At 71.4% G+C, this 25,300-nt stretch carries 24 protein-coding genes and 1 pseudogene; 15 read left to right on the forward strand and 10 right to left on the reverse strand.

The annotated features are described in order from the left end of the window. Positions 1–398: 398 nt before the first annotated feature. Complete coding sequence (locus ACZ4V1_RS33390) at positions 399–1,445, reverse strand: saccharopine dehydrogenase family protein (RefSeq protein ID WP_468344049.1); 1,047 nt, start codon at positions 1,443–1,445, stop codon at positions 399–401. Positions 1,446–1,574: 129 nt separating this feature from the next. Here ACZ4V1_RS33390 and ACZ4V1_RS33395 point away from each other — a divergent pair, with 129 nt between their 5' ends. The 3 genes and pseudogenes from ACZ4V1_RS33395 (at position 1,575) to ACZ4V1_RS33405 (ending at position 3,828) form a co-directional block, all read left to right on the forward strand. Next, entirely contained in the window at positions 1,575–2,546 is a 972-nt protein-coding gene (locus ACZ4V1_RS33395) for a helix-turn-helix domain-containing protein (protein WP_468344052.1), read from the forward strand. Next, positions 2,509–2,649: pseudogene (locus ACZ4V1_RS33400) on the forward strand (transposase); the annotation flags it as partial. The gene ACZ4V1_RS33395 and the pseudogene ACZ4V1_RS33400, both read left to right, overlap by 38 nt. 114 nt (positions 2,650–2,763) lie before the next feature. Beyond that, positions 2,764–3,828, forward strand: coding sequence for a LacI family DNA-binding transcriptional regulator (locus ACZ4V1_RS33405; RefSeq protein WP_468344055.1), 1,065 nt, complete (start codon positions 2,764–2,766; stop codon positions 3,826–3,828). Here ACZ4V1_RS33405 and ACZ4V1_RS33410 read toward each other — a convergent pair. Genes ACZ4V1_RS33410 through ACZ4V1_RS33425 form a run of 4 tightly spaced genes read right to left on the reverse strand, consistent with a single transcriptional unit; the run spans position 3,788 to position 8,417 of the window. After that, positions 3,788–5,197, reverse strand: coding sequence for a glycoside hydrolase family 32 protein (locus ACZ4V1_RS33410; protein ID WP_468344058.1), 1,410 nt, complete (start codon positions 5,195–5,197; stop codon positions 3,788–3,790). The two genes, ACZ4V1_RS33405 and ACZ4V1_RS33410, sit on opposite strands and share 41 nt — an antisense overlap. Further along, positions 5,194–6,048: a carbohydrate ABC transporter permease gene (locus ACZ4V1_RS33415; RefSeq protein WP_468344061.1), complete on the reverse strand. Its 855-nt coding sequence runs from the start codon at positions 6,046–6,048 to the stop codon at positions 5,194–5,196. Before ACZ4V1_RS33415 ends, ACZ4V1_RS33410 begins: the two co-directional genes overlap by 4 nt. Positions 6,049–6,063: 15 nt before the next feature. Further along, the gene (locus ACZ4V1_RS33420; RefSeq protein WP_468344064.1) at positions 6,064–7,017 is read right to left on the reverse strand and encodes a carbohydrate ABC transporter permease; all 954 of its coding nucleotides are present in this window, start codon (positions 7,015–7,017) and stop codon (positions 6,064–6,066) included. After that, the gene (locus ACZ4V1_RS33425) at positions 7,014–8,417 is read right to left on the reverse strand and encodes an extracellular solute-binding protein (protein WP_468344067.1); all 1,404 of its coding nucleotides are present in this window, start codon (positions 8,415–8,417) and stop codon (positions 7,014–7,016) included. Before ACZ4V1_RS33425 ends, ACZ4V1_RS33420 begins: the two co-directional genes overlap by 4 nt. Positions 8,418–8,577: 160 nt before the next feature. On the opposite strand from ACZ4V1_RS33425, the gene ACZ4V1_RS33430 reads away from it, so the two are divergent. From ACZ4V1_RS33430 to ACZ4V1_RS33440, 3 genes are read left to right on the forward strand one after another with little or no spacing between them, the layout of a single operon-like run. Then, the gene (locus tag ACZ4V1_RS33430; RefSeq protein ID WP_468344070.1) at positions 8,578–10,131 is read left to right on the forward strand and encodes a glycoside hydrolase family 32 protein; all 1,554 of its coding nucleotides are present in this window, start codon (positions 8,578–8,580) and stop codon (positions 10,129–10,131) included. 27 nt (positions 10,132–10,158) lie between these two features. Continuing rightward, a complete protein-coding gene (locus tag ACZ4V1_RS33435) occupies positions 10,159–10,767 on the forward strand; it encodes a MarR family winged helix-turn-helix transcriptional regulator (RefSeq protein ID WP_468344073.1) in 609 nt (202 codons plus the stop codon). Then, on the forward strand, positions 10,764–12,056 hold the full coding sequence (locus ACZ4V1_RS33440) for an MFS transporter (protein WP_468344076.1): 1,293 nt from the start codon (positions 10,764–10,766) through the stop codon (positions 12,054–12,056). Before ACZ4V1_RS33435 ends, ACZ4V1_RS33440 begins: the two co-directional genes overlap by 4 nt. A 57-nt stretch (positions 12,057–12,113) precedes the next feature. Here ACZ4V1_RS33440 and ACZ4V1_RS33445 read toward each other — a convergent pair whose 3' ends face one another. Both ACZ4V1_RS33445 and ACZ4V1_RS33450 read right to left on the reverse strand, forming a co-directional pair. Next, positions 12,114–12,437, reverse strand: a complete 324-nt coding sequence (locus tag ACZ4V1_RS33445) for a hypothetical protein (protein ID WP_468344079.1) — start codon at positions 12,435–12,437, stop codon at positions 12,114–12,116. Between the two features lie 548 nt (positions 12,438–12,985). Next, positions 12,986–13,399 (reverse strand): winged helix-turn-helix transcriptional regulator, encoded by a 414-nt coding sequence (locus ACZ4V1_RS33450; RefSeq protein WP_468344082.1) that lies wholly within the window; start codon positions 13,397–13,399, stop codon positions 12,986–12,988. A 96-nt stretch (positions 13,400–13,495) separates the two neighbouring features. Between ACZ4V1_RS33450 and ACZ4V1_RS33455 the strand changes: the two genes are divergently transcribed. From ACZ4V1_RS33455 to ACZ4V1_RS33485, 7 genes are all read left to right on the forward strand, one after another. Beyond that, entirely contained in the window at positions 13,496–14,389 is an 894-nt protein-coding gene (locus tag ACZ4V1_RS33455) for an alpha/beta fold hydrolase (protein WP_468344085.1), read from the forward strand. A gap of 81 nt (positions 14,390–14,470) precedes the next feature. Then, complete coding sequence (locus ACZ4V1_RS33460; protein ID WP_468344088.1) at positions 14,471–14,743, forward strand: hypothetical protein; 273 nt, start codon at positions 14,471–14,473, stop codon at positions 14,741–14,743. Between the two features lie 154 nt (positions 14,744–14,897). Further along, complete coding sequence (locus ACZ4V1_RS33465) at positions 14,898–15,065, forward strand: hypothetical protein (RefSeq protein WP_468344091.1); 168 nt, start codon at positions 14,898–14,900, stop codon at positions 15,063–15,065. A gap of 148 nt (positions 15,066–15,213) precedes the next feature. Continuing rightward, on the forward strand, positions 15,214–17,682 hold the full coding sequence (locus ACZ4V1_RS33470; protein ID WP_468344094.1) for a DUF6624 domain-containing protein: 2,469 nt from the start codon (positions 15,214–15,216) through the stop codon (positions 17,680–17,682). Further along, a complete protein-coding gene (locus ACZ4V1_RS33475; protein WP_468344097.1) occupies positions 17,679–18,977 on the forward strand; it encodes a hypothetical protein in 1,299 nt (432 codons plus the stop codon). The genes ACZ4V1_RS33470 and ACZ4V1_RS33475 overlap by 4 nt, the downstream gene beginning before the upstream one ends. Continuing rightward, a complete protein-coding gene (locus tag ACZ4V1_RS33480) occupies positions 18,974–20,185 on the forward strand; it encodes a JmjC domain-containing protein (RefSeq protein ID WP_468344100.1) in 1,212 nt (403 codons plus the stop codon). Before ACZ4V1_RS33475 ends, ACZ4V1_RS33480 begins: the two co-directional genes overlap by 4 nt. Then, positions 20,151–21,554, forward strand: coding sequence for a lanthionine synthetase C family protein (locus ACZ4V1_RS33485; protein WP_468344103.1), 1,404 nt, complete (start codon positions 20,151–20,153; stop codon positions 21,552–21,554). Before ACZ4V1_RS33480 ends, ACZ4V1_RS33485 begins: the two co-directional genes overlap by 35 nt. A gap of 184 nt (positions 21,555–21,738) precedes the next feature. Here ACZ4V1_RS33485 and ACZ4V1_RS33490 read toward each other — a convergent pair whose 3' ends face one another. The 3 genes from ACZ4V1_RS33490 to ACZ4V1_RS33500 form a co-directional block, all read right to left on the reverse strand. Beyond that, the gene (locus ACZ4V1_RS33490) at positions 21,739–22,641 is read right to left on the reverse strand and encodes a class I SAM-dependent methyltransferase (RefSeq protein ID WP_468344106.1); all 903 of its coding nucleotides are present in this window, start codon (positions 22,639–22,641) and stop codon (positions 21,739–21,741) included. 20 nt (positions 22,642–22,661) lie between these two features. Then, positions 22,662–23,021, reverse strand: a complete 360-nt coding sequence (locus ACZ4V1_RS33495) for a DoxX family protein (protein WP_468344109.1) — start codon at positions 23,019–23,021, stop codon at positions 22,662–22,664. Positions 23,022–23,187: 166 nt separating this feature from the next. Beyond that, entirely contained in the window at positions 23,188–23,682 is a 495-nt protein-coding gene (locus ACZ4V1_RS33500) for a cupin domain-containing protein (RefSeq protein ID WP_468344112.1), read from the reverse strand. Between the two features lie 96 nt (positions 23,683–23,778). Between ACZ4V1_RS33500 and ACZ4V1_RS33505 the strand changes: the two genes are divergently transcribed. Together ACZ4V1_RS33505 and ACZ4V1_RS33510 are read left to right on the forward strand one after the other, a co-directional pair. Next, the gene (locus ACZ4V1_RS33505; RefSeq protein WP_468344193.1) at positions 23,779–24,615 is read left to right on the forward strand and encodes a LysR family transcriptional regulator; all 837 of its coding nucleotides are present in this window, start codon (positions 23,779–23,781) and stop codon (positions 24,613–24,615) included. Positions 24,616–24,910: 295 nt separating this feature from the next. Continuing rightward, positions 24,911–25,240, forward strand: a complete 330-nt coding sequence (locus tag ACZ4V1_RS33510; protein WP_468344115.1) for a DUF1622 domain-containing protein — start codon at positions 24,911–24,913, stop codon at positions 25,238–25,240. Positions 25,241–25,300: the final 60 nt, after the last annotated feature.

A 25,300-nucleotide genomic window follows, 5' to 3' on the forward strand; every position in this document is an offset into this window, starting at 1 on the left:
CCACTCGCTACGACAAGACCCGCGAGTCCTACCAAGCCGCCGTCACCATCGCCTCAATCCTGCTCTGGATCTGACCTTTGAAGACGATCTCTAGGAGCGGATCGGCTTCAGCCGCGGCCGGGTTGACGCCACCGACACGGTCGCCTCGTCACGGACAGGCTTGCCGTCTCGTGGCCACGGCCCGGTGACGCCAGAGGCGGTCGGGCCGCCGAAGGTCCGACGGGACCGACTCGGCCGCCGCACTGACGGTGGCACGACTCGAGGGCCCCGGGGACGCGCGTCCAGCGGCGGTCCGACCGCGGCGGGCCGCCCGTCGCCGCCCCGTCCCTTCTCCTCGAGGTGTGCGGCCTCACGGTCCCCTGAGGGCGCACGCTCGACGGCTGGGCGGTTGACCCGGGTCAGGCGATCTGCTCCTGGGGGTGCAGTTCGAACGCGATACGGGGGGCGAGCGCGCGCAGGAAGTCAGGGGCGTCGAAGATCTCGCCGGCAGAGGTGACGCCGCCGACGGCCTTGGCGCGGCCGGTGAGGACGCGGTCGAGTGCCTCGACGACGAGGGGCGCGGTGATGGCGTAGATGTCCTGACCGGTGGCTGTGGCCCGGCGTTCGGCGCCACCTGAGCGGACGACGACGTCGACGAGGAAGGTCTGGTCGGAACGTCCGCTCTCGTCGGCGGCGGTCGGGGTCGGTGTGTCAGGGGCGGCGACGTCGCGGGCGGCTTCGGCGCTCATGTACGTGGTCACGTCGGGGATGGCCAGGTGCTGTGGGACGGTCACGACGTCCGCCATGGTGAACTCCGCGATCACGGACCGGCGTCCCACCGGTTCCGGGAAGGTCCACTCCGCAGTGGGCGCGGCATCGGTGCGGTGCTGCCACTGTCCGCCGCGGTAGCGCAGGCGGACGTTGCCGCGCCGCTCGCGGGAGACCGCGCCCGACAGCCGGGTGCCGGCGGTGGGGTGCCAGTTGCTGAGCGCGTAGGCGATGTGGGCCTCGTCGGCCGAGGTCCAGTCGCCCATCGCCGCGGTGGCCAACAGGTCACCGAGGCCGCCGAAGAAGGCCATGGCCGGGACGATCACCGCTCCCGCGGCCCGGGCCCGCTCGCGGAAGTGCGCGAAGGTGTCGAGGTTGGCCTCGATCTCGGCGGCCACATCCAGATACGGCATCCCTGCCCGGAGCGCGGCTTCGATCACCGGGCCGGTGGTCGAGGCGAATGGGCCGGCGCAGTTGATGACCGCCACCGCACCGTCCAGGGCCCGATCCAGCGAGGCCGGATCGTCGACCGACGCCACCCGGGCCTCCAGCCCGTGGTCGTCGGCCAGTTCGCCCAGCGCATGCGCGTTGCGTCCGGACAGCACGGGAACGAACCCGCGCGCGGCGAGCTCTGCGACCACGAACCGTCCGGTGTGACCGTACGCGCCGAACACCGCCACCAGTCGGCCTGACTCCATGAGACTGCTCCCGTGTACTCGATCGTCCGCTGCGATGCCGATCCGCCGGCGGCCTGACACCGACATCCTGCCCCTCCGGCAGGACCCCGCACGAGCGTCGGAAACGACACGCCACATACACTTTCGGACATGCATCGCGTAGCACTGGCCGTCACCGACGGCATGCTCCACTACGAACTGTCCGTGGCCCTGGAGATTTTCGGAGCCGACCTGACTCACGTCGTGGACCCCTGGTACGACTTCGCCCTCTGCGGACCCGGCCCGGTGCGAGTCGACCGCTTCCATGTGGAGCCCGACCACGGACTCGACCACCTCCCGCAGGCGGACACCGTGCTCGTGCCCGGCTGGGCCGACACCGACCGCGAACCTCCGGCGGAACTGGTCGACGCGCTGCGCGCGGCCCACGCGGCCGGTGCCCGGGTGGCCTCGCTGTGCACCGGCGCCTTCGTCCTGGGCGCCGCCGGCCTGCTCGACGGCAGGCGCGCCACCACGCACTGGGCCCACACCAGGGAGCTGGCCCGGCGACACCCGGCCGCCGCCATCGATCCGGACGTCCTCTACGTCGACAACGGCGATGTCCTCACCTCGGCGGGCAAGGCCGCCGCCATGGACCTGTGCCTGCACCTGGTCCGCCTCGACCACGGCTCGGCCAACGCCAACAAGATCGCCCGCCGCCTGGTCATCCCTCCGCACCGTGACGGTGGCCAGGCCCAGTTCATCGCCACTCCCGTCCCCGGCCCGGGCAACCACCCCCTCGGTGAACTCTTCCCGTGGGTCCTCCGACGCCTCGACCAGCCCCTCACCGTCGAGGACCTCGCCCGACGGGCCGGCCTGAGCTCACGTCACCTGGCCCGTCACTTCAGGCACCTCACCGGCACCACGCCCCTGCATTGGCTCCACGTCCAACGCATCCGCCGCGCCCAGGAGCTGCTGGAGACCACCGACGCCACCATCGATACCGTCGCCGAGGCCGCCGGAATGGGCACCGCCACCACCCTGCGCCGCCACTTCCAGCGCACCGTCGGCGTCCCGCCCGACGCCTATCGCCGCACCTTCCGCCCTGCACGACCCGGCGGGCAAGGAAGAGAGATACAGCCGTGACGGCAAACGCTCCGGAACGGTCCTGACCGGCCCAGGGCCGGTGGAGAGCACCGTGCCCCGTGACCGCCACGGCCCCTTCGAACCGGAGATCGTCAAGAAGCGCACCCCTGCGGAAGTCCGTGAACCCCTTGATCCCCGCCCCGGCGGTGCACGGGCGACCGCTCCGGATAGGCTGAGCGCGGGTCGGCAGACGGGTGGGAAGAGGGCGGCGGACGGCATGGCAGGCGCGGAGGACAAGCACACGTCAGGGACGGGGCGTCCCACGTCCCGGGACGTGGCCAGGCTCGCCGGTGTGTCGCACACGGCCGTTTCCTTCGTGTTCAACGGCCGGGCCGAGGGCAACCTCTCCCTCGCCACCCAGGAACGTATCCGGCAAGCCGCTGCCCAGCTCGGCTACCGGCCCGACCCTGTGGCCCGCGGCCTGCGCAGTCGTCGTACGGCCGTGATCGGACTGGTCACCGACGAGATCGCCTCCACGCCGTTCGCCGGGCGCTTGCTGCGCGGTGCCATGGAGACGGCGTGGGGCAGTGAGCACCTGGTCCTGACCGTCGACTCCGGCGGCGACCCGGCCAAGGAGGACGCGGCGGTTGCCGAGCTCCTCGACCGGAGGGTCGACGGGATCGTCTACGCCGCCATGTCGCTGCGCCGGGTGCGTGTGCCGGAAGGGCTGCACCGCACGCACTCCGTCCTCGCCAACTGCGTGCCCGAGGACGGCTCGTTGCCCGCCGTCATCCCCGCCGAACGCGCGGGCGGCCGGGCGGCGGCGCGGCTGCTGCTCGCACAGGGGCACCGCGAGGTCGCCGTAGTGGGGGGCGAGGCCGACATCGCGTCGGTGGAGCGGCTGCACGGCTTCCGTGACGCGCTGCGCGCCGACGGGGTCACGGTCCCCAGGGAGCGGGTCGTCCGGACCGGCGGGGAGATCTCCAGCGGGTACGAGGGCGCCCTGCGGCTGCTCGACGGCGCTGCCGCGGGACGGTACCCCACTGGGCTCTTCTGTTACAACGACAGGGTCGCGGCGGGTGTCCTGCATGCAGCGGCCCGGCTGGGACTCACCGTCCCCGGCGACCTGTCGGTGATCGGCTACGACGATCAGGAACACATGGCGGCGTTCCTGTCCCCGCCCCTCACCACGGTCGCGTTGCCGCACCGGGCGATGGGCGAGGCGGCGGTCCGGCTGGTGCTGGACGCCATCGGTACGGGACGGATGCCGAGCCCCACCGTGCGGCGCATCGCCTGTCCCGTCATCGACCGGGAGTCGGTGGGACCTGCTCCCAGCCGGTGACGGTCGCCCCGTCGCCGGTCACGAGCAGTTCCGCCGCGTCGTCCGGGCGGCGGTACACCCGCTCGGTGACCATGGCGCGGTCGCCGGCGAACACCTCGTACAGCGATCCGTCGACGAGGACGCGCACCGTGAGCTCTTCGCCGCACGGTACCTCCACGGTGATCGGTGCCTGGTCCCCGTGTGCCGTGCGGGGCCAGCCGTCGCGGTCGAGGGTCACCGTGCCCCGCGCGGGGTCGACGTGCACGGTCAGTTCCGCGCCCGAGGCCGAGCGGAGCAGACGTACGGCGGTTGGTGCGCGGGCGGTGACGGTCAGGTCGTACGCCCGGGGCAGTGGTGCAGGTCCGGGGCCCGTGGCGAAGGGGCCGGCGGCGCGCAGCAGGTGGACTTCGGGAGCCGGGGCGACCCGCAGGGTCCCGTCCGGGTGGACGCCGACGTCGCGAGGGACGGTCAGAACGCCGGCCCAGCCGGCCCGGTCGACATCGGGCTGCGCACGGGCCTCCCACGACCAGCCCCACAGCAGGGTGCGATCGGCTTCCTGGAGCAGGGCGGGGGCGTAGAAGTCGCGGCCGTGATCGAGACGCGCCCCGGACCGGGCCGCGAAACGCAACCTGCCGTCCGCGTCGCTTGTCAGATGCCCCGTCAGATACCCCGTGCTGCGCGGCTCCTTGTCCCACAGTGACACCACGAGGATCCAGTCACCGTCCGGTGTCGCGCCCAGCTGCGGGCACTCCCAGCCGACCGCCGTGTCACCGAACGCGGCCGTCGCGACGGGATCGGCGCCGTCGATCAGCACCCCGGCGAACCGCCAGTCGGACAGGTCGTCGCAGTCGTACAGCAGTACGGACGGTGTGCCGTCGGCGTGACCCGCGCCGACCAGGGCCCAGCGCCTGCCGCCGTGCCGGAAGACGAACGGATCGCGGAACATCACCACGTCCAGTCCGTCCGGCGGACCCGCCACCACCGGTGTGGGCAGTGGCGCCCACTTCGTCAGCGCCTCGTCGTCAGGGTCCGCCGCCGGCGCGAGGCAGATGGTCCCCAGGCCGGTGTGGTGACGGTCGACCCCCGTGTACACGGCGGTCGGCACCCCGTCGTCGTCGACCACGCAGCCGGACCAGCAGCCCGCTTCGTCGGGGCCGCCCGGGGTCGGCGCCAGGGCGATGGGATGGTGCCGCCATCGGACGAGGTCGGGGCTGGAGACGTGGCCCCAGTGGACGTTGGTGTGCACCGGAGCGTCGGGGTTGTGCTGGTAGAAGAGGTGGTAGCGGCCGTGCCAACGAAAGGGACCGTTGGGGTCGTTGACCCAGTTGGCGGGCGGACGGACCCGGAAGCGCGGAGCGTCGGGATCGTGGGACGCGGCTGCGAGGCTCAACGGTTCACTCCTGCGGAGGTGATGCCCTCACGGAGAGGGCGCTGACCGATGACGAACACGGCGACGGCGGGAATCATCGACAGCACGACGCCGGCGAGCACCACCGAGATGGATCCCGTGCCGAGGTTGCCCTGCAGCGAGACGAGGCCCAGCGGAAGCGTGTAGTTCTGGCTGGAGGTCTCCAGGATCAACGGGCGGAAGAACTCGTTCCAGTGGTAGTTGAAGGCGAGGACACCGACGATCGCGAGGCCGGGCGCGGCCAGCGGGGCGTACACGGACCGGAAGACCCGCCAGGGGCTCGCCCCGTCGAGCATGGCCGCCTCGCCCAGGTCCTTGGGCATGCCGAGGAAGTACTGGCGCATCAGAAACGTCCCGAACGCGGTCGGAAACGCCGGGATGATCAGTCCGAGCAGGGTGTCGGTCAGACTCATCGACTTCAGCACCAGGAACACTGGCACGATCGTGACCTGGAGCGGCACCATCATGGTGGCCAGGACCAGGGCGAACAGGGACTTCTTGAAGCGGAAGTCCAAGCGGGCGAAGGCGTACCCGGCGAGCCCCGCGGTGACCATCTGTCCCAGCGCGATCAGCGCGGTCACCAGTGTGGAGTTCAGGGCGAGCAGCCACACGTCGATCTGGTCGAAGACCCCGCTGTAGGCCTCGGTCGTCGGGCTGGTGGGAACGATCTTCGGGGGCAGGTCGAAGGACTCGGCGGGGGTGCGCAACGAAGTGGACACGGTCCAGATGACCGGGCCCAGGGTGAGCAGTGCGCACACGGTCAGTGCGGCGATTCGCGCCGACGGCGCGAATGAGTGCCGGATACGGCTGGCGGTCAGGGTCGCTTGGCTCATGGACTCGCACCCGGCTCACTGGTAGTGGACGAAACGCCGGCTGAGCCGGAACTGGAGGGCGGTGACCGCCATGATCAGCACGAACAGCAGCACGCCCACCGCGGACGCCGTACCGAAGCGGAGCTGCTCGAAGGCGGTTTCGTAGATGACCATCACGACGGTGCGGGTGGAGTCACCGGGACCGCCGTTGGTGAGCACGTACGGCTGCTCGAAGACCTGGAGGGCGTTGATGAAACCGACCACGGACGCCACCAGGAGGGTGGGCGACAGCAGCGGCAGCGTCAGGTGCAGGTGCTTGCGCAGGCCCCTCGCACCGTCGAGGGAGGCGGCCTCGTGGATCTCCTTGGGGATGTTGTTCAGGCCGCCGACGAACAGCAGGAACGAGAAGCCGAACTGCTGCCATACGTAGACCAGGACGACCGCGGCCATCGCGCCGCTCTCCGAGGTCAGCCAGGGCACGGGAGCGACACCCACCAGCCCCAGCAACCAGTTCACGACACCGAAGTCCTGGTTGAACAGGTACTTCATGACCACCGAGATGGACGCCGCGGACAGCACCAACGGGAAGAAGAACGCCGACCGGAACACCGAGCGAAGCCACACCGGCATCCGCCCGTTCACGGCGAGCGCCAGCAGCAGCGCGATCAGCAGTTGCAGCGCCACGGCCAGCACCATGAACAGCAGGGTGTTGCCGAAGGAGACCAGCACGGTGGAGTCGGTGAACGCCTCGCGGTAGTTCGCCGTGCCGGCGAAGCGCGGGGAGTCGATCACGTTCCAGTGGAAGAGGCTGAGAACCACTGAGCCGGCGATCGGTACGACCGTGAAGACCACGATGCCGATGACGGTGGGCGCCAGGAACAGCGCCGCCAGCAGGCGGGTGCCGCGCTCGCGCGCCGAGGGCCGGGGACGGTCCCCGATGGGGGTGGCGGCCCGTTCCGGCCGTACGGCCGGGGCCTGGGTGTTCGTCATGTGTCACGCTCCATGGCCTTTTCCAGGTCGCCCTGGAGCCGGCGCAGCGCGGGGCGCACCGAACGCGGGGAGGCCAGGGCGGTTCCGGTGTGCTTGAGCAGCACCTGTTCGACCTCGGCGACCTGTGGCGGCGCCGGGATCGGTCCGGTGTCGGGGAACTGGTCGAGGGTGCCGTAGAAGGCCTGCCAGTGCTTCGGTCCGCTGTCCCGGTAGCGTTCCGCGGTGAGCATCGAGCGGCGCGCCGGGGTGGTCTGGTTGGCCCGGAAGAGCCGGGTCAGGGTGTCCTTGCGGGCGGCGTACTTGATGAACTCCCACGCCTCGTCCTGCCGCTTCGAGGTGCGCAGCATGGCATACCCGGCCGCGCCGAACTGGTGGCGCTGGGTGCGCCAGCGCGGGAAGTACTGCACGTCGTAGTCGGTCGGCTGCATCCCGGCCAGGCTCAGGCCGCCGGCCCAGAATCCGCCCGCCGGAGTGACTCCCACCCGGCCGGTGGAGAATACGCCGACGAGGTTGGTGCCGTTGCCGCCCTCGGGCCGGGTGCACAGGCCGTCCCTGATCAGGGAGGCGAGGTACTCGTACGTCTCCTCCACCCGGTCGTCGGTGGCCTGCGGGGCGGTCCAGCGGAAACCGCCTCCGCGCCCGTGTCGCCGGCCGGCCGGATAGAAGCGGTCCCACAACCAGTCGCCGCCGGGCGCCTTCGACTCCTCGAGGAGGTTGGTGCCGTTGGCGAAGAGCCACGGTACGACTCCGCCCCACAGGCGATTGGTCCAGAAGTAGGGGGTGAAGTGGGAGTCGCTGGTCCGCTTCATCCGGCGCAGCAGGTCGGTGAAGTCGTCGCGCGTCCAGTCCGGTGGCGGGTAGTCCGCGCCGGCCCGGCGCAGTACCTGCCGGTTGAGGTAGATGTCGGCGGCGTTGAACTCCACCGGCAGCTGGTAGAGGCTGCCTTCGTACATCATCGACTCCACCAGTGAGGGGTGGACGTCGGCGAAGTACTCGCGCAGTTCGGCCGCGTCCCGCCTGACCCAGCGGTCCAGAGGAACGCCGAGGCGTCGGGCGAACAACTGCACGCCCTCGGTGGCGACGTAGACCAGGTCGGGGGCGGTGCCCGCGGCGATCTGGGTGAGGATCTTCGCGAAGAAGTCGGACCAGTCGACTGCCTGTACGGCGTTCACACGCAGCTTGATGTCGGGATGGAGGGCACGGAAGCCCTCGCCGAGGGTGCGGACGGCGGCCTGGTCGAAGGCGGAGCCGAGGGTGGCGACGACGAGGGATCCGTCGTCCCGGCCGGGGATGTCGGCTCCGGTGAGCCGGTCCCAACTGGCGGCGGTGCCGGCCAGCGCGGTGGCCCCGGCCCCGTAGGCGCCGTACCGCAACAACGCGCGGCGCTTGAGATGGTGCATCGGGCGGCCCTAACTCGTGTTAGTCGGAAGCTGATGACCCAGATGATGAGAACGGCCCCACGCGGATGTCAAGGGTCCCGAACGGCTTGACCTTTAACGAGTTAGGTCTACAGTCCTGCTCCACATGGACCGCTCGCTCCCACGAAGGGATTGATGTGTGATGTCTGGAATGCCCAGAAGGCTGTTTCTGGCCGGTACGGCAGCGGGAACATCCGCCGCGCTGCTGCCTGCCGGAACCGCCGCGGCGAAGCCCAGGGCCGAGACCACCGCCTGCCTCGGCTACCGTGCCCGGTACCACTTCACGGTCCCCGACCAGTGGAAGAACGACCCGCAGCGTCCGGTCTGGATCGGCGGCGAGTACCACTACTACTACCTGTACAACCCGGACTACTTCACCGGTGGCACCACGGCCGGCACCGCCTGGCGGCTGGCCACCAGCACCGACCTCGTGAAGTTCACCGACCGAGGCATCGCGGTGCCGAAGGACACCACGCCCAACGGCGACGTGTGGTCCGGATCGGCGGTGGTGGACACCGGCAACACCGCCGGGTTCGGCGCGGGGGCGGTGGTCGTCCTGGCCACCATGGAGCCCGTCGAGAACGCGAACGGCCAGGCCCAGTACCTGTATTACTCCACCGACGGCGGCCGCACCTTCACACACCACGGCACCACCCCGGTCCTGCCCAACCCAGGCGTGCGCGACTTCCGCGACCCCAAGGTGATCCGCGACGAGGAACGCGGCCGATGGGTGATGGTCCTGGCCGAGAACACCAAGGTCGGCTTCTACCACTCGGAGAACCTGAAGTCCTGGACTTACGCCGGCGGCTTCGTCAAGGAGGGGATCGGCGTCCTGGAGTGCCCCGACCTGTTCCGCATCACCGCCGAGAACGGCACGGCGAAGTGGGTGCTGGGCGTGAGCGCCAACGGCAAGGCGTCCGGACAGCCCAACACCTACGCCTACTGGACCGGCGCTTTCGACGGCACCGCGTTCACACCGGACGCCGCCGAGCCGCAGTGGCTGGACCACGGCTGGGACTGGTACGGCGCCGTCACCTTCGAGAAGCGGGACGCGGCCGGACGCGTCGACGAGCGCGTCCGCCACGCGATCGCCTGGCTGAACAACTGGGATTACGCGAACACCACGCCCACGATCGACAGTGACGGCTACAACGGAACCGATTCGATCGTCCGCGAGGTCACCCTCAAGTCGACGTCGTCCGGCGCCTACTACCTGGCATCACGGCCGGTGCCGGCGCTGGACGGATACGTCTCCCGCACGATACGGCTCGGCGATCTGGAGGTCGAGGGGACTCGGGTGCTGGACTACACGGGCACGGCGTACGAGGTGACCTGCGAGATCACCTGGGACGAACTGGCCGGCGCCGGATTCCAGCTGCGGCGCTCGGGTGACGGCAGTCGCCATGTCGACGCCGGCGTGTACCGGGACTACGCCTTCCTCAACCGTCGCCATGTGGCGAATCCGGACACCTCTGGAAGGTGGCAGGAGAGCCACAGTCCCTTCGGCGCGGCTGCGCGGCGTGTGCGGCTGCGGATCCTGGTGGACCGGACGTCGGTGGAGATGTTCGTCGACGACGGCCGGTACGTGCACTCCTCGCAGGCGTTTCCGTATCTGATCGACACGGGTCTCGCGCTGTTCACGATTGAAGGGCGAGCGGTCTTTCGTGACCTGGTGATCCGGGAGTTCACGGTGTGATGACGGCCGCGATGGGGAAAGCCCCCCGTGGTCGGCGGCGGCCTGGGTGCGGGCCGCGTCCCGGCCGACGAGGGCGACGCTCTGCCCGGCTTCGACCACTGGTTCGATCACGAGCGACGATTATCGCAGCGCTGTTATATTAGCGCTGTGACACCTTCGGATCCCACAGCGCTACCCGATCCCTGGCATGCCCTGCACGAGCTTCTGGCAGCCATGGACGCCGAGATCGAGCAGGTCTACGTCGAGCGTGGCATCGAGGGGGTGCGGCCTCGGTTCGCCTATCCGCTGATCCGGCTCGCCCACACCGGACCACTGACCATTCGCGAGCTTGCGAAGTCCCTGGGCCGCTCGCACTCCGCGATCAGCCAGACCGTCGCCGCCATGCGCAAGGAGGATCTGGTCACCTCCGAGCCGGGGCCCGACGCCCGCACCCGGCGGATCGACCTGACCGAGCGCGGCCGGTCGCTGGTGCCGTTCCTGGAGGCGGAGTGGCGCGCTACCCACGAGACGGTCGCCGAGCTGGACGGCGAGATCCCGTACGCGATGACCACCGTCGTCGAGGAGGTACGGCAGGCGCTGGAACGCCGGTCGATGCGGCAGCGGATCCTCCACCACCTTGTCGAACCACCGCGATGAGGGGCCGGGTCCGTGTCCGGTTCCTCGACACCCGCCCGCTGCGTAGCAGCCGGTCGTTTCGCGACCTGTGGATCGCCACCTCGGTCTCTCAAGCCGGTGGACAGATAGCCAACGTGGCGGTGCTGGCCCAGGTCTGGGATCTGACCGGCAGCCCAGTGGGCACCGGTGCCATCGGGCTCGCCACCGGTCTGCCGATGGTGCTGTTCGGTCTGCTCGGCGGCACGTTGGCCGACACCTTCGACCGCCGTGCGGTGGTACGGGCCACCACCGCGGGCCAACTACTGGCCGCCGCAGCGCTGTGCGCCCAGGCCCTGACGGACAACCGCAACGTGCTGCTGCTGCTCGCCCTGGTGGCCACGGGGACGAGCTGCGGCGCTCTCGGCGCTCCTGCCCGGCGGACCTTTCCGGTCCGGCTGTTGCCGGGCGACCAGGTCGCGGCCGGCCTCGCGCTGACCAACGTCTCCTTCCAGGCCGCGATGCTGGCCGGACCCGCGCTGGCCGGGCTGATCATCGCCCGTTGGGGCTTCCCCGCCGCATACGCGACCCAAGCCGTGGCCATGATCGTCTCGATGCTCGCGGTGATCCGCCTGCCTGCCATGCGGCCCGAAGGCGCCGGCGCGGGAGGCGGCGGGCGCCGGCCGGAGCGTGGCGGCCGGCGGATCGTCCTGCGCCGCCCGACGCTGTGGGGCTCGATGGCCACCGACCTGTCCGCAACCCTGCTCGCCATGCCCATCGCGCTCTTCCCACTGGTCAACGAGATCCGCTTCGGGGGTAACCCGCAGACCCTGGGACTGTTCCTCTCCGCCGTCGCGGTCGGGGGGATCACGGCTGGTCTGCTCTCCGGTACGGTGACGCGCTGGCGCCGTGGCGGCCTGGTGCAGCTGTCCGCAGCCGGCGTCTGGGGCCTGGCGCTGGCCTGTTTCGGTCTGGCGGGGCCGTTCTGGCTGGCGCTCGGTTGCCTGGCCGTGGCGGGCGCTGCCGACACCGTGTCTGTCGTCACCCGCAGTGCCCTGGTCCAATTGGAGACCCCGGATGCGTACCGGGGGAGGGTTTCCTCGGTAGAACACGTCATCGGTGTCGCGGGCCCCGAACTCGGCAACTTCCGTGGTGGCCTGTTGGCGTCGGCTACCTCCGCCTCCTTCTCCCTGGTCTTCGGCGGACTGTCTGCCATCCTGGCGATCGCCGCCGTGGCCGCCACCAACGCGCCCCTTCGCGCCTACTGCACGCCGCCCGCCGCCGCGAAGCCGACCGTCCCTGGGGTCGCCGACGCGGCGGCGACCGCTGGTTAGGTTTTCTGTTTCACTTCCAGCCTCGAGCTTGGTGAGCGCACCAGAAGCGTCTACTGGTCAGAAGGGATCGGTGAACGAGACCGGCTTGCCGGTGGCGTGGGCGTATGCGATCTCCCTGCTCGTGGACTCGCCGACATACCCGCCTGGGTTGACGACCAGCACCCGGTCGGCCAAGTCGATCTTGCGCAGGTGGAGGGCGGCCAGCGTGGTCTTCTGCTCGCTGGTGATCAACTCGTCTGTGTCGTGATCCTCGGGGCGCAAGAAGACGCCCGGCGCGACGACGATGACGCCTGCGAAGGTCAGATCACGGTTCGCCGCGCTCATCTCGTCCACGAACCGGGTAGAGCCGCAGATGCAGACGATCTCAGGTCGGTCGGGCACGGCTCAGTCCTTCGAGTCGAACGGGAAACCGTCGGTGTGCGCGTCGCGCAATTCTATGCGTTGGTCCTTCGACCGCTGCTCCACCTGACGGCGCCGCAGGGTCCGGGGTGTGGATCATTGCCGACGTGTGGTGCGCGTGAGCGTCGGCGTCCCCGTGTGTCCCAGTTTGCGAGCATGGCGTCGGCCGCGGCGTGCACTTCAACACGGCGATCTTTGCGGGCGGCGCTGTAAGGGCGCTTGGCGCTCGTCACGGTCGGCTTCGGCCGGCGCGCGGCATTCCCCGCAGGGCGCTGATCGAGAGAGGGGCTCGCCGCCGCCATGCGTGTCGTGCGCCGCCGGCTCGGGACGTACCCGGCTCCGGCAGGCGCGCGCACAGCGTGCCGAACGGCTCGGCATCGCCACCGCGCCACGCTCAGCCCGGATGTTCGGCAGCGGCTCGGCTCCGGGACTGTCTTGCCCCGTCGGCCCGTCTGATGGCCCGTATCACCGGCCGGCGACCGTGAAGGGCCGCGCCGTCGTGGCAGCCGGTTGCGGTCGAACGCAGCCTCTCAGGCCGTCTCTTGCGCCCCGTGGCTCAACTCGTTCGCCCGGTCGACCTCGGCCATGTGCTCTTCGGCCCAGGCGCGGACGCCGGCGAGCGCGACCTCGAGTGACAGGCCGAGTCCGGTGATCCGGTAGTGCACGCGAGGCGGGACCGTCGGCTCGACGCGGCGCGTGACCAGGCCGTCGCGCACCAGGTTCCGCAGCGTCACCGAGAGCATCTTCTGTGAGACCCCCGGCATCCGGCGCTGCAGTTCCGCGAAACGCACCTCCTGCGGGGAGGCCTCCGCCAGCACCTTGACCGCCATCGACGTCCACTTCGTGCCGATCCGGTCGAGCAGCCGACGCGTCGGGCACTGCGGGTCGAACAGGTCGCCGCGCACGCCGCGCACGCCGGAGTCTTCCCTGACCTGGGAGGTCACCTGGAGCTCACCACCTGAGGAGAAAGTGCCGTCTTGGACCCGCCAGCTTACTTACCTAACGTTTCCTTGTCACCAAGAGATACCTCTGGAGCGCACATGACCGCCAGGACCGTCCCCCTGCCCGCCGACCCCTCTCGTCCCGAGCCCCACCCCGAGGTCGAGTTGCGCCGAGTCACGGCCAACGGTGTCGAACTCAACGTGGCGACGGCGGGGCGAGGGCCCGCTGTCCTGCTGCTGCACGGCTTCCCGCACACCTGGCGGGTGTGGAGCCGAGTCATCGGCGAACTGGCCACGCGGTACCGGGTGATCGCACCGGATCTGCGGGGCTTCGGCGCCAGTGCCCGGCCCGCGGAGGGCTACGACGCCGGAACCCTGGCCGACGACGCCGAAGGCCTGCTGGAGGCGCTCGGCGTCCCCTCCGCGGCCGTGGTGGGCATCGACGTCGGCACCCCGCCCGCCTTCCTGCTGGCCATGCGTAGGCCCGGCCTCGTACGGCGTTTGGTGGTCATGGAGTCGTTGCTGGGCCGGTTGCCCGGGGCCGAGGGTTTCCTCGCCGACGGCCCGCCGTGGTGGTTCGGCTTCCACGGCGAGCCCGGGCTGGCGGAGTCGGTGCTGGTGGGGCACGAGGAGCGGTACGTGGAGTGGTTCCTCGACCGCGGCACGCTCGGCCGCGGGGTGCCGCGGGACCTGCGCGCCCCGATCGTCCGGGCCTACGCGGCGAGCGACGCGCTGCGCGCCGCGTTCGGCCCGTACCGGGCGCTGCCGGCGTCCGACCGTCACATCCGGTCGGCCGTGGACTCGGCTCGGTTGACCGTCCCCGCGATGACGATCGGTGCTCACCCTGTGGGCCGCGCTCTCGAACACCAGCTGCGCCCTTACGCGGATGACGTGGAAGGCCACGTCATCGAGAACTGCGGCCACATCATCCCCTTGGACCGTCCCGACGCCCTGCTGTCCCTGCTGCGACCGTTCCTCGCGGCGGACCTTTGACCACTCGGCCGTCCCGATGCCCGGCGCGGCAGCGTGGCGGGCTGGGAGATGCGGTCGGCCGCGGCGGCAGGTGTCGAGGCGGTGGCCGAAATGCTTGCCGTGGTCCTGCGGGCGGGCCTGGAGCGCTCGGGCGGTGAGATGAGCGGCGTGTGCGGCGGCATCTGCGCGATGGACTCCACCCAGGGGCATACCGCCGGTTCTCATAGCCGTACCTACCGGGGCCGGGGCCGGGGCCGGGGCCGGGCCGGGGCCGGTGTGGCAGCCGCTGATGCGGAAGATGCCGATGACCGCGACGAGGTCACCGTCGTCTACGCCAAGCCCTCCACCTGTGCGGGGCCGGCCTCGTCGACCTGACGGTGACGCGGTGGTGCGAGAACACCGCCGATCAACGTCCTTTGTCGCACGCCGCGTTGAGTGCGAACCGAAGTGAAGAGGCTCCCTTGACGGTGCTGGTCCCGTGCTGTGGAATCGGGCGGTGAATTCGTTACTCCTGACGAGAGGAACGTTCATGCAGACTGTCGCGGAGCAAGGCCGGACCGAGACGGAGCAGGCGTCGGACGACATGTTCGACCTGGTGATCGGCGACCTGGAGCAGGAGATTCCGCCGCTCGCGTCGCCGATGAACTCGGGCAGCGGTACGGCCTGCGGCTCGTGTGCGGGCATCTACTGCTGCTGAAGCGTACCGAGTGGTGCTGCCGGCCGCGGCACCACTCGGTGTCCTGCCACTACGGGGAGTCGAAAGGGCGGCTTTGTCACAGGCGTCCGCGGACATGGAGCCGCTGTGGGAGACCGGAGTTCCGGCAAACGACGACGGTCGCCGGGCCATGGCCGGGCTTCCGGCCACGGCGCGGCGTCTGATCGCCGCGGTCGGTGACGGTGCGGCGGGCGGGCTCTTCCCGCCGGTCGTCAAGGACGGCCCCGACGGCACGGTCGCGGTGGACCGGCTGCTCGGGGGGCCGGAGGACGCCCGGACACTCGTGTCCGCATTTCAAGACCGGCGATTCGCCCCGCTGCTCGCGTTGCTGGACCGGCTGGACAGCTGGTGCCGCGCCGCCACGCGCCGCTACGCCTCCGTTGTCGCCGATGGAATCCTGGACATCGTCAACGCCGATCTGTTCGGACCGGTGGTATCGGAGGCCTTCGTGGCCTGCGCTGCCGGGCGGCCGCACTTCGCACGCGACCGGGTGGCGGAGTGGGCGGAGCGCTGTGAGGCGTCCCTGGAGCTCTTCCTCGAGCGGCTGCTGCGCGACATGAGCGGCCACTGGCCCGAAGACCCCCGGTTCGAAGGCCCGGTCGTCGCGCTGTGGGCCCACGGCGAGGAGACCCACAACGGGCGGCAACGGGTGATACGTCTCGACTGCGCCGGCGGCGGCGCCGTCGCGTACAAGCCGCGCCCGGCCTCCGGCGAGTTGCTGTTCACCGCGGAGGGCACCACCGGCGGGGCGGATGCCGGACGCCCGGCGTCGGTCTTCCAGCTCCTGAACGAGGCCCCGGCGGCGTCGGGCCCGGTCCGGCTGCCGGTCCTGGCGTGCTGGCCCGGTGCCGAGCGGGGCTATCTGTGGCAGGAGTGGATCGAGCCGCCCGCGCAGTGGGGGCCCATCCGCTCGTCCGGTCCCTGGCGCCTGGACGGCACCCGGTTCTCGCCGCCGGAGTCGAAGCGGTACTGGCACCGTGCGGGCTCGCTGACCGCCGCGCTGTTCGGCTTCGGCGTGACCGACATGATCGGCAGCAACGTGGTCACCGGCAGCAGACCCGCGGACCCCGAGCCCCTGCTGTACCCCATAGACCTGGAGATCTACTTCTGCCAGGTGTCGCGGCTCTACGACACCGGGCTCCTGCACGACCGGACCGCCGACGTCGACCAGCACCATGTGGGTCTGGAGAGTACGGCCCGGTGGTGCACCGCAGAAGGGCCGGCGGTCTGCTGGAGCTCCGGGCCCGGAGGGACGCTGCGTCTGCACCGCCGACGTCGCCCGCTCTTCAGGCGGGAGACACGCAATGTCGTCGCGGACACGCAGGGGCGGGCCGGGTACGGGCCCTACCTGCCGGCGATGCTGCGCGGCATGTTCGACGCCTGGACCCTGATGTGCCGTCAGCGGCCGGCGATCCGGGACTTCCTGTCCGATGCCGCGCCAGGGCACCACGTACGGGTGCTGCGCCAACCCACCCACCGCTACTTCGACGCCCTGGTGCCCAGATGGCTCTCCGGCGGCGGCGCCGCGCCGGTGCCCGTCGATCCGGACGTGCGCTTCGACCGGCCGGAGACCGAGCAGCTGCGGCGTATGGACGTGCCTTACTTCGTCCGCTCGCTGGACGGCGGACCGGTCCGGTGCGTCGAACCGCCGCCGATGCCGTTCACGACGGCGCCCGTCGCCGCCCGGCCGGAGCCCGAAGGCGGCTGGCCCCCCGTGCGCGGGCTCATGGAGGGCACGAACCTGGAGCTCGCCCGGCTCGGCGTGGCCCTGCGGGACGCGGTGGAGCACGTCTTCGACGACGTGAGCGGATACGACGCCGACGACTACGAGGTCGTGGACGAGGCGTCTGGCGTACGGCTGTGCCTGGGCAGCCCGGGGGAGGGCCAGGTGAGCTTCGACTGGCCCGAGACCGGCCGACGCGTCACCTATCTGTGGGACCTGGACCGCATCCGGCTGCGGATCGACCCGGTGGGCGCTCCTCACCCCCCGCCCGCACCGGCGCCCGGCGGCGAGATACGGCGTCGTCTGCTGCGCTTCGACCGGCTCGACGGCGCCATCCGCACACCGTGGGCCGACGGTGGCATGGCCGACGCCGTCGCCGAGCGGCGGCTGGGCACCCTGACCGACGCCGGCATCGCCTGGCTGTCCCGAGTGGTGGCCGAACACGGGTGGCCGGGACGCAGGCTGGTCGGCTCGGCGGCCGCCGCGGCGGCGAGCCGCCTCGTCCAGCACACCAGGGGGCACCTGGACTTCCGCCGGCACTGTCTCGACCTGATGCGACAGGCCGCGACCGACAAGGACCTGGCTTGGCGTGAAGTCGCCTATCTGACCGACGAGCTGCGCCGTGACGAGAGGCTCCCGCAGGTCTACGGCACCAAGTTCGAGCCGGTCGCCGGGCAGCTCGTTCCCTATCCGATCGAGGACCCGCGGACCGTGGACGAAAGGCGTGCCGCCATGGGGCTCGAACCCCTGGCGCAGTACACGGAGCGGATCCGGCGGCGGTTCCCGCTGGCGGGCCGGCAGGCAGTCCAAGCGGAGCAGGCGGCTCAAGAGATCCATGCGGCGGAGCACGCGCCGACGGGGAGGGAAGCATCGTGACCACGACCGCTCACCGGATCCAGGAGCGACCATCGGAGAACGGCGCCGGGCCGGACTGGGCGGACTTCGCACGCCGGTACTGGGACCGGCAGCCAACGGTGGTGCGCGCCGCGAGCCCGGTCGACGAGGACCAGGTGCACGCACTGACCGTCCAGTCCTGCGCCCCGTTCCGGGCCGGCACCCGCTACTGGGTGATGCCCGACGTCCGGCTCCTGGTCGGTGACGGCTGGCTGCGCGCGCCCGGCGCCCTGCTGCCGGACGCCACCGACGCCACCATGGACGCCTACCTCGACCGGCTGGACGCCGACGTGTCCGGGCGGGGCTTCCTCCTCGCCGTGCGGCAGCCGCTGCTCTTGGACTACGCCATGTGGTCGGCCGTACGCGATGCCGTCAGCGGACTGTGGCGGGCGGTCGGCTGGCCGAACCTTCCGGTCGTCGCCGAGATACTGATCGGTGACCGGTTCACCCAGCACACGGGAGCGGCCGAAGCACCGACCCACGCGTCGTTGACGTGGGTGCTGCGCGGCCGTCTCGACGTACGCCTGTGGGACGAGAGCGACGGCCCTCCGCCGGTCGACATCGCCGATCCGGAGACGACGCCGGCGTCCGTGCGGACCCTGAGCGCCGGTTCCGGCGACCTGCTGTACTGGCCGGGGGACCAGCGGCACGTCGACACCTACCGCGAACGGGGCGTGGCCCTGCGCCTGCGGATCCCCGTCGACCGCCACCTGCCGTTCACCGCGCTGCGCGACTTCCTCGCCGAACTGGTGCACAGCCGGCAGGACAACGACGAGACGGTGCCGTACTTCCCGTTCGGCCCGGACACCCGCTTCGACGAACCCGGCGGGGTGCTGCCCCGGCTGACCTGGATCGGCGACGAACTGCGGACCCTCGTCGAGAGCGAGCAGCTGCGCCGGACGCTGCGCGTGCGGTGGGCCGCGCTGCGGTCCGCGGCCGGACTCGAACCCATACCGGCGCCGCGCGAGGGCCCGGCGCTCACCACGCGGACCCGCATCCGCCGGTCGGCCGAGATCGTCCGGATGCCCGACGGCCCCGGGCGTGAGGTGTGGGCGGTCAACGGCAACGTCTTCGCCCTGCCCGCGGCGGCGGGCGACCGGGTGTCCGCCGCGCTCGGCGGGGGAGAGGAGGTCACGGTCGCCGAGGTGTGCCGCGCCCTCGCCCCCGAGGGCGGCGGGACCGGCGCGCACGAGAAGAACACGCTCGACCTCCTGAACAGGCTGTACCGACTGCGCGGCATCGACGCCGCGGCCGATGCCGAGGAGTCCGCGCGATGACACTGGCCGTCGAGAGGGTCCTCGACTGGGACACCTTCACCGAGCGGTACTGGGACCGGCGGCCCGTGCTGTACAAGGCGGTCGGCGACAGCCCGTTCCGCGAGCCCGAGGCCTTCGCGGCCGCCGTGGCCGGCACGGTGCCTCCGCATCCGCTCACCGTCGCCGGGAACGTGCAGTTCCTCATCCAGCGGCGACAGCAGACCCGCCCGCACGACTACATGCCACGACCGTCGGACGGCTCGTTCGACGGCTATGAGCGCCGGATGGCCGAACGGCTGCGGGGGCAGCGCTACGCGCTCGTGGTCCACCGCTTCCACGCCTTCGACCACCCGCTGTGGCAGCGTGCGCGGCGCTTCTACGCCGGGCTGTGGGAGCGGGTCGGCCAACCCACGAACAGCGCCGGCTGCTCGATGTTCCACGGCTCCTACGAGCACAGCCCGGTCGGGGTGCACCAGGACCGCTTCGCCACGTTCATGTTCTGCCTGCGTGGCCGCAAACGGATGCGGTTCTGGGCCGAACGACCGTGGCCGGATCCCGTGCACACCGTCCTGGACTACCAGCCGTACCTGGACTCCTCGTTCGTCGCCGAAGCCGAGCAGGGCGACCTGCTGTACTGGCCCGCGCGCTACTACCACGTGGGAGAGAGCACCGACGGCGCGCCGGCGACCAGCGTGAACGTGGGCATTCCCCGCCGCGAGCACCGGCCGTACTACGAGATCAAGGACCTGCTCAGGGGGACCCGCCCGGCGGTGTCGGCGCCGCTGCTGACCGTGGACGACGGTGCGGACGGGCGGCTGTCCGGCGAGTTGCCCACGGCACTGGCCGAGGCGGTGGACGCGTTCGCGGCCTGCCTGGACCGCACCCGGTTCGCCGACCGTGCCACGGGGCTGGCCCTGAGGGTCGCCACCGCCGGCGGATTCTGGCCGACCGAGCCGCCGGCCGAGCGGCAGCCGCTCGACGACATCACCCCGGTCCGCGCCTGCGCGCCCGTGCTGACCGCCTCCGGCGACGGCGAGCGCCGGTACGCCGCGAACGGCAACACCTCCCTGGCCACCGGCGCGGCCCTCGCGGTCCTCGACCGGCTGACCGCGGGCGAGACGGTACGTGTCGGCGACGTACCGGTGGCCCGGCGCGGGGAGGTACGCCGTCTGCTGGAGGAATTGGAGACCTTCCGTGCCGTCATCCGCACCGACACCGCCACCGAGTGACCGGGCGGCCACCGGACACCACACGGAGCCCGACCACCGTGCGACCGCGGCCCGGATCGTCACGGAGATCGCCGACCGGCTGACCAGGCCGCGGCACGTGGCCGAGACCACCGGCGCGCCGGACAATCTCATGCGCTATCCGGGCAGCCCGCAACCGGTCTGGGACCCCCTCCAGCTCAACGACGGCCACCCCGGAGTCGCCCTGCTCTTCGCGGAACTGTCCGCGACCCGGCCCGAGATGCGCACACCCGCGCACGCACACCTGTCCGCCGCGCTCGACGGCGGCATCCGCCTGCTGCCGCAGGCGCTGTTCGGCGGCATGGTGGCCCTTGCGTACGCCGGCCACACCGCCGCCACCGGGTACGGCGGATACGCCGCGATGCTGACCAGCCTGGACCGGCACATCACCGACCAGGTGCGCTGCCGCACGCGGGCCGACCGCGCACGGGTACGCGCGGGCGAACCGGTCGGTGCCTGGGGGCGCTACGACGTCCTCGCCGGTACGGCCGGCATCGGCCGCTACCTCCTGGCCCGTCACCAGACGGCAGCCGAGGAATCGGCGAGGCAGGCGGCGGGTGATGCGCTGACCGACGTACTCGACACGCTGGTGGCCGTGGCGACGGCACGGGACATCGCACGCGACGGGACCCGGCTGCCCGCGTGGTGGATCACCGAGGGCCTGGAGCACGGCCTGTCCGAGCACGTCAACCTCGGCCTCGCACACGGTGTCTGCGGGCCGCTCGCGCTTCTCTCCCTCACCTGGCGGTCAGGGTTCCGCGTGGCCGGACAGGACGAGGCCATCGAACGGATCATGGAACTGCTGAACCGCTGGCGCACGATCGACGACACCGCCGGCCCCCGCTGGCCCCACCTGATCAACCGGGCCCACATCGACAGCGGGCGGCCACCGGAGCGGGGGCGTGACTCATGGTGCTACGGCGCCGCGGGCGCGGCCCGCGCCGTCTACCTCGCCGGTCACGCCCTGGACCGTGCCGACTGGCGCGGCGACGCCCACGCCGCGCTGCGCGGAGCGCTGGAGGCCGCGAGCGACGAACTGATCCGCGACGCCGCGCTCTGCCACGGCTGGGCGGGACTGCTGCACCTCGTGCTGCGTATGGCACACGACAGTGAGGGAGATCCGTCCGCCCCGGACTACCGCCGCGCCGCCGACCGGTTGGCGGCGCGGGTCGTGGACGGCTTCGACTCCGAGGCGCCGTTCGGCTACCGCTACTCCCACGCACTGGCTGCCCGCCCCCTCGACCGCCCCGGCTTCCTGGAAGGAGCCGCGGGCATCGCCCTCGCCCTGCACGGCTATGCGACGGGCCAGGCGCCGGCGACCTCGTGGGACAGCGCTCTGCTTCTGAACTGACGGGCGGACAGCGCGGCGTCGGGATGACGAGGCCCGCCTGCGCGCCCTGTCGCGCCCCAGTACTCGGCTGCCCGCTCGGTGGAGGGTGAGGTGGCGGAAGAGGTGCGTCAGTGCCGGCGACCGGCGCATCTCCCGCGTCTCCCGGATCCGGAGCGCGGCGAGCCCGCCGCCCAAGCAGCCCCTGTCAGCGGCAGCCCCCACGCTCCCCGCTCCCCGACCCCGGCGTGCGCTCGGCGATGAGCAGCGCGTAGCCGAGTACGCCGTCCGCGACCGCGGCACGGGCGGCTGCCAGGACGCCGGGGGCGGCGCCGAGGTCGACGCCCGAGGCAGCGAGGCGGGCCGGGGCGGTCATGCGCAGCAGGTTCAGCCGGGCCTCGATCTGGTCGATCATCCGCAGCATCGCCTGGTCGTGGCGCTCGGTGCGGAGTGTGCGCAGGCCCGCGCCGGCCAGGATTCCGCCGTACTCGTCCAGCGGCCGGGCGTCGGCGATGCAGGCGATGCGGGCGCCGAGGCCGGTGAGCTCGGGCGGCAGCCGGGTGGGGTCGATGGTGACGTCGGTGATGCCGAGTCGGGCGCCGGGCTTGAGGACGCGGGCGAACTCGGCCGCGGCCCGCGCTTTGTCGGGGAAGGTGCACAGGGCGCACTCGCACACCACGGCGTCGAAGACGCCGTCCGGGTACGGCAGGTGTTCGGCGTCCCCGGTGGTGAACCGCACCCGGTCGGCGAGGCCGGCCGCCTGTGCGGCGCCCTGGGCGAGGGCGGTGTTCGCCGGCGCGTAGTCCACCCCGTCCACCTCAGTGCCGCAGGCGTCGGCCAGCAGCAGGGCGGTGGTGCCGCGGCCGGAGGCGACATCGAGGACCCGCGCACCCGGGGCCAGGCCGAGGCCGTCGGCGAGGCGGCGGGTCAGGGCGGTGCCGCCGGGATGGTACGAGTCGCCGAGAAGGAGGGCGACGCGGTTCTTGAACCGTACCGAGGTCCGCTTGACGTTCTCGTGCAGTGCGAAGGTGTAGCCGCCCTTGGCCGCTGCCTTGCCCTGTCCTGTGGCGCCCGCGGCGCGGCCGGTCTCCGCGCCGGCAGCCGCATCCACCGGTCGAGGACTGTGCCCGATCACAGCCTGGTCGCCGGCCAGATGGCCACGGCCGCCGTGGCGGCGAGCCCGACGTTGAGCGTGACCCGGCGGTCTTCACTGGTCAGGTGGACGGCGATCGCGCCGGTCTGCAGGAGTACGAAGCCGATGGCCGCGGCTGGTGCCAGCGAGGGGGCGATACCGGTCAGCGGCGGCAGGATCAGGCCGGTCGCGCCGAGTATCTCGACTGTCCCCAGCGCCCTGAGGGCGGGCAAGGGCAGGCGGTCGACCCAGGCCATCATCGGGCGGAGTTGATCGCGGCTGCGGATGACCTTCAGCGTGCCTGAGTAGCAGTAGAAGAGGGCGAGGAGTCCGGCGATGATCCAGTAGGCGATGTTCATGGTCTCCGTTCATGGGCCACCAGTTCGCGGGCCCGTCGGTGCGTCGATTTCCATGGAGCCCTGGCAAGGCCCGGGCCGTCGTACGAAGGGCCCGGACACCGGAGACGGGAGCGCCGCAACCCAGCCAGTCGAAAGGAGGGCGGCCGGCCGTGCCGTCCCGTCGGCTTCAGGCGGGGTCGGTGGCGGGCTCGGTCGCGTAGCGGCTCATCGCGTCGACGCTGGCCTGTGGCGCCGGCGGTCCGCCGTCGGCGAGCACCTCCTGGAGGTCCCGGAAGTACTGCACGTACAGGTCGGGGGTGAAGGTGCTGAGCATGACGGCGGGTTGGTGGGTCAGGTTGGCGAAAGTGTGCGGAGTGCCGGGCGGAACCATCACGAGCGTGCCCGCAGTGGCGTCGTAGTCCTCGTCCCCGACGGTGAACCGCACGCTGCCGGACAGGACGTAGAAGCCCTCGTCGTGTCGGGCGTGGCGGTGCTGGGGCGGTCCCTGGGTGTGCGGGGCGAGGACGGACTCGGCGATCGCGAGGCGGTGCCCGGTGTGGCTGCCGTCCTCCAGAACCCGCATGCGCGTGGTACCCAGGACGATCATCTCACCGTCGCCGGGGCCCACTACCGTTATCGCGGGGTGGGTCTGCGGCTCGCTGGTCCTTGCTTCTTCGGTCATGCTCACGAGTTCACCGCCGGGTCCACAGAGCTGTCCAAGACCTGTCCCGCGGCTCCGATACCTCGCGGGTATCGTTGCAGCGTGGAGCTACGGACCTTGCGCTACTTCGTGGCGGTCGCCGAGGAACTCCACTTCGGCCGGGCCGCAACCCGACTGCACATGAGTCAGCCGCCGCTGAGCCGGGCGATCAAGCAGTTGGAGGACGACATCGGGGCCCTGCTCTTCGCCCGCTTGCCTACCGGCGTCACGCTCACTCCGGTGGGCACAGTGCTGCTCGACGAGGCGCGAGCCCTGCTCGATCATGCCGACCGCGTCCGGGTACGCGTGAGCGCGGCGGCCGGCACCGCGACCATCACCATCGGCATCCTGGGCGACGGCACCGACCCAGCAGTGGCCAGGCTGGCCGCCGCCTACCGCCGACACCACCCCGGCACCGATATCCGCATCCGCGACACCGATCTGACCGACCCAACCTGCGGGCTGCGCGCCGGACTGGTCGACGTCGCGCTGACTCGGGCGCCGTTCGACGTGACTGCCCTGACGGTGCGCGCACTGCGGACCGATCCGGTCGGCGTGGTCCTGCGCGCCGACGATCCACTGGCCCGCCGCGACGGGCTGCGGCTGGCCGAACTGAACGAACGTCGCTGGTTCCAGTTCCCGCAGGGCACCGACCCCGTCTGGCAGTCGTACTGGAACGGCGGCAGGCCGCGCGAGGGCCCAGTGGTCCGCGCCGTCCAGGAATGCCTGCAGGCCGTGCTGTGGAACGGCACTGTCGGCCTGGCCCCGCTCGGACACGACCTGCCTGCGGAGCTGGCCGTGGTGCCGCTGACCGACATGCCGCCGAGCCGAGTGGTGGCGGTGTGGAACGAGGGTGACACCAACCCGTTGATCCGATCCTTCATCGAGATCGCGACAACCGCGTACCGCCACTGAGCACCGGCGACAGGTGCTGCCGCGACTCGAGTTCAAGGCGGACGCGGTCGCGCTGTACCAGTCGCGCCCGCCCTGGAGCGACGATCAGGTCGGTTGCCGCTGACCTGGGGGGCGTGCGGATCCGGCCGCACGCCCCGCGCCTCCCCCACGCTTCGCGCACCGCCCGAAGAACGAGCCGCTCGGCCTCGCCGCCTGTCCGAACCGCCCCCAAGCTGATGCTCCGCCGGCGCGACCGTGACCAGGGGGAGGCCGGTCGACCAGTATCGAGTGCGGGCGGGCGGGTACTCAGTCGATCATGACCTTGTCGCTGGAGTTGTTGTCCGAGTCCGCGCTGCGTGATGCGATCGGCTTCCTCGTGCGGCTGATCGAGTCCGCCGGCGCTCTGGTCGTCTTCGTGGGAGCGGGCTGGGCCTTCTGGCGGTTCGTGTCCTCGGGCCTGCGCGGCGGTGGCCAGGTCGAAGAGTTCGACCGGATCCGGTTGCGACTGGGACGCTTCCTGGTCCTGGGACTTGAGTTCTGGTCCAGGGACTTGAGTCCCAGCCGGCGGGTGATGTGCTGCGCACGGCAGTGGCGCCGAGCTGCGGAACGCCGAATCGTCCCGGTCTCGGCCCGGGCACGGCGGTGAAGGGAGGAAGACGTGAGTGAGTGGTTGGACGCCGCCGCTGTGCTGGTCACCGCGGGTGGG

The organism is Streptomyces sp. NPDC028991 (assembly GCF_055564775.1).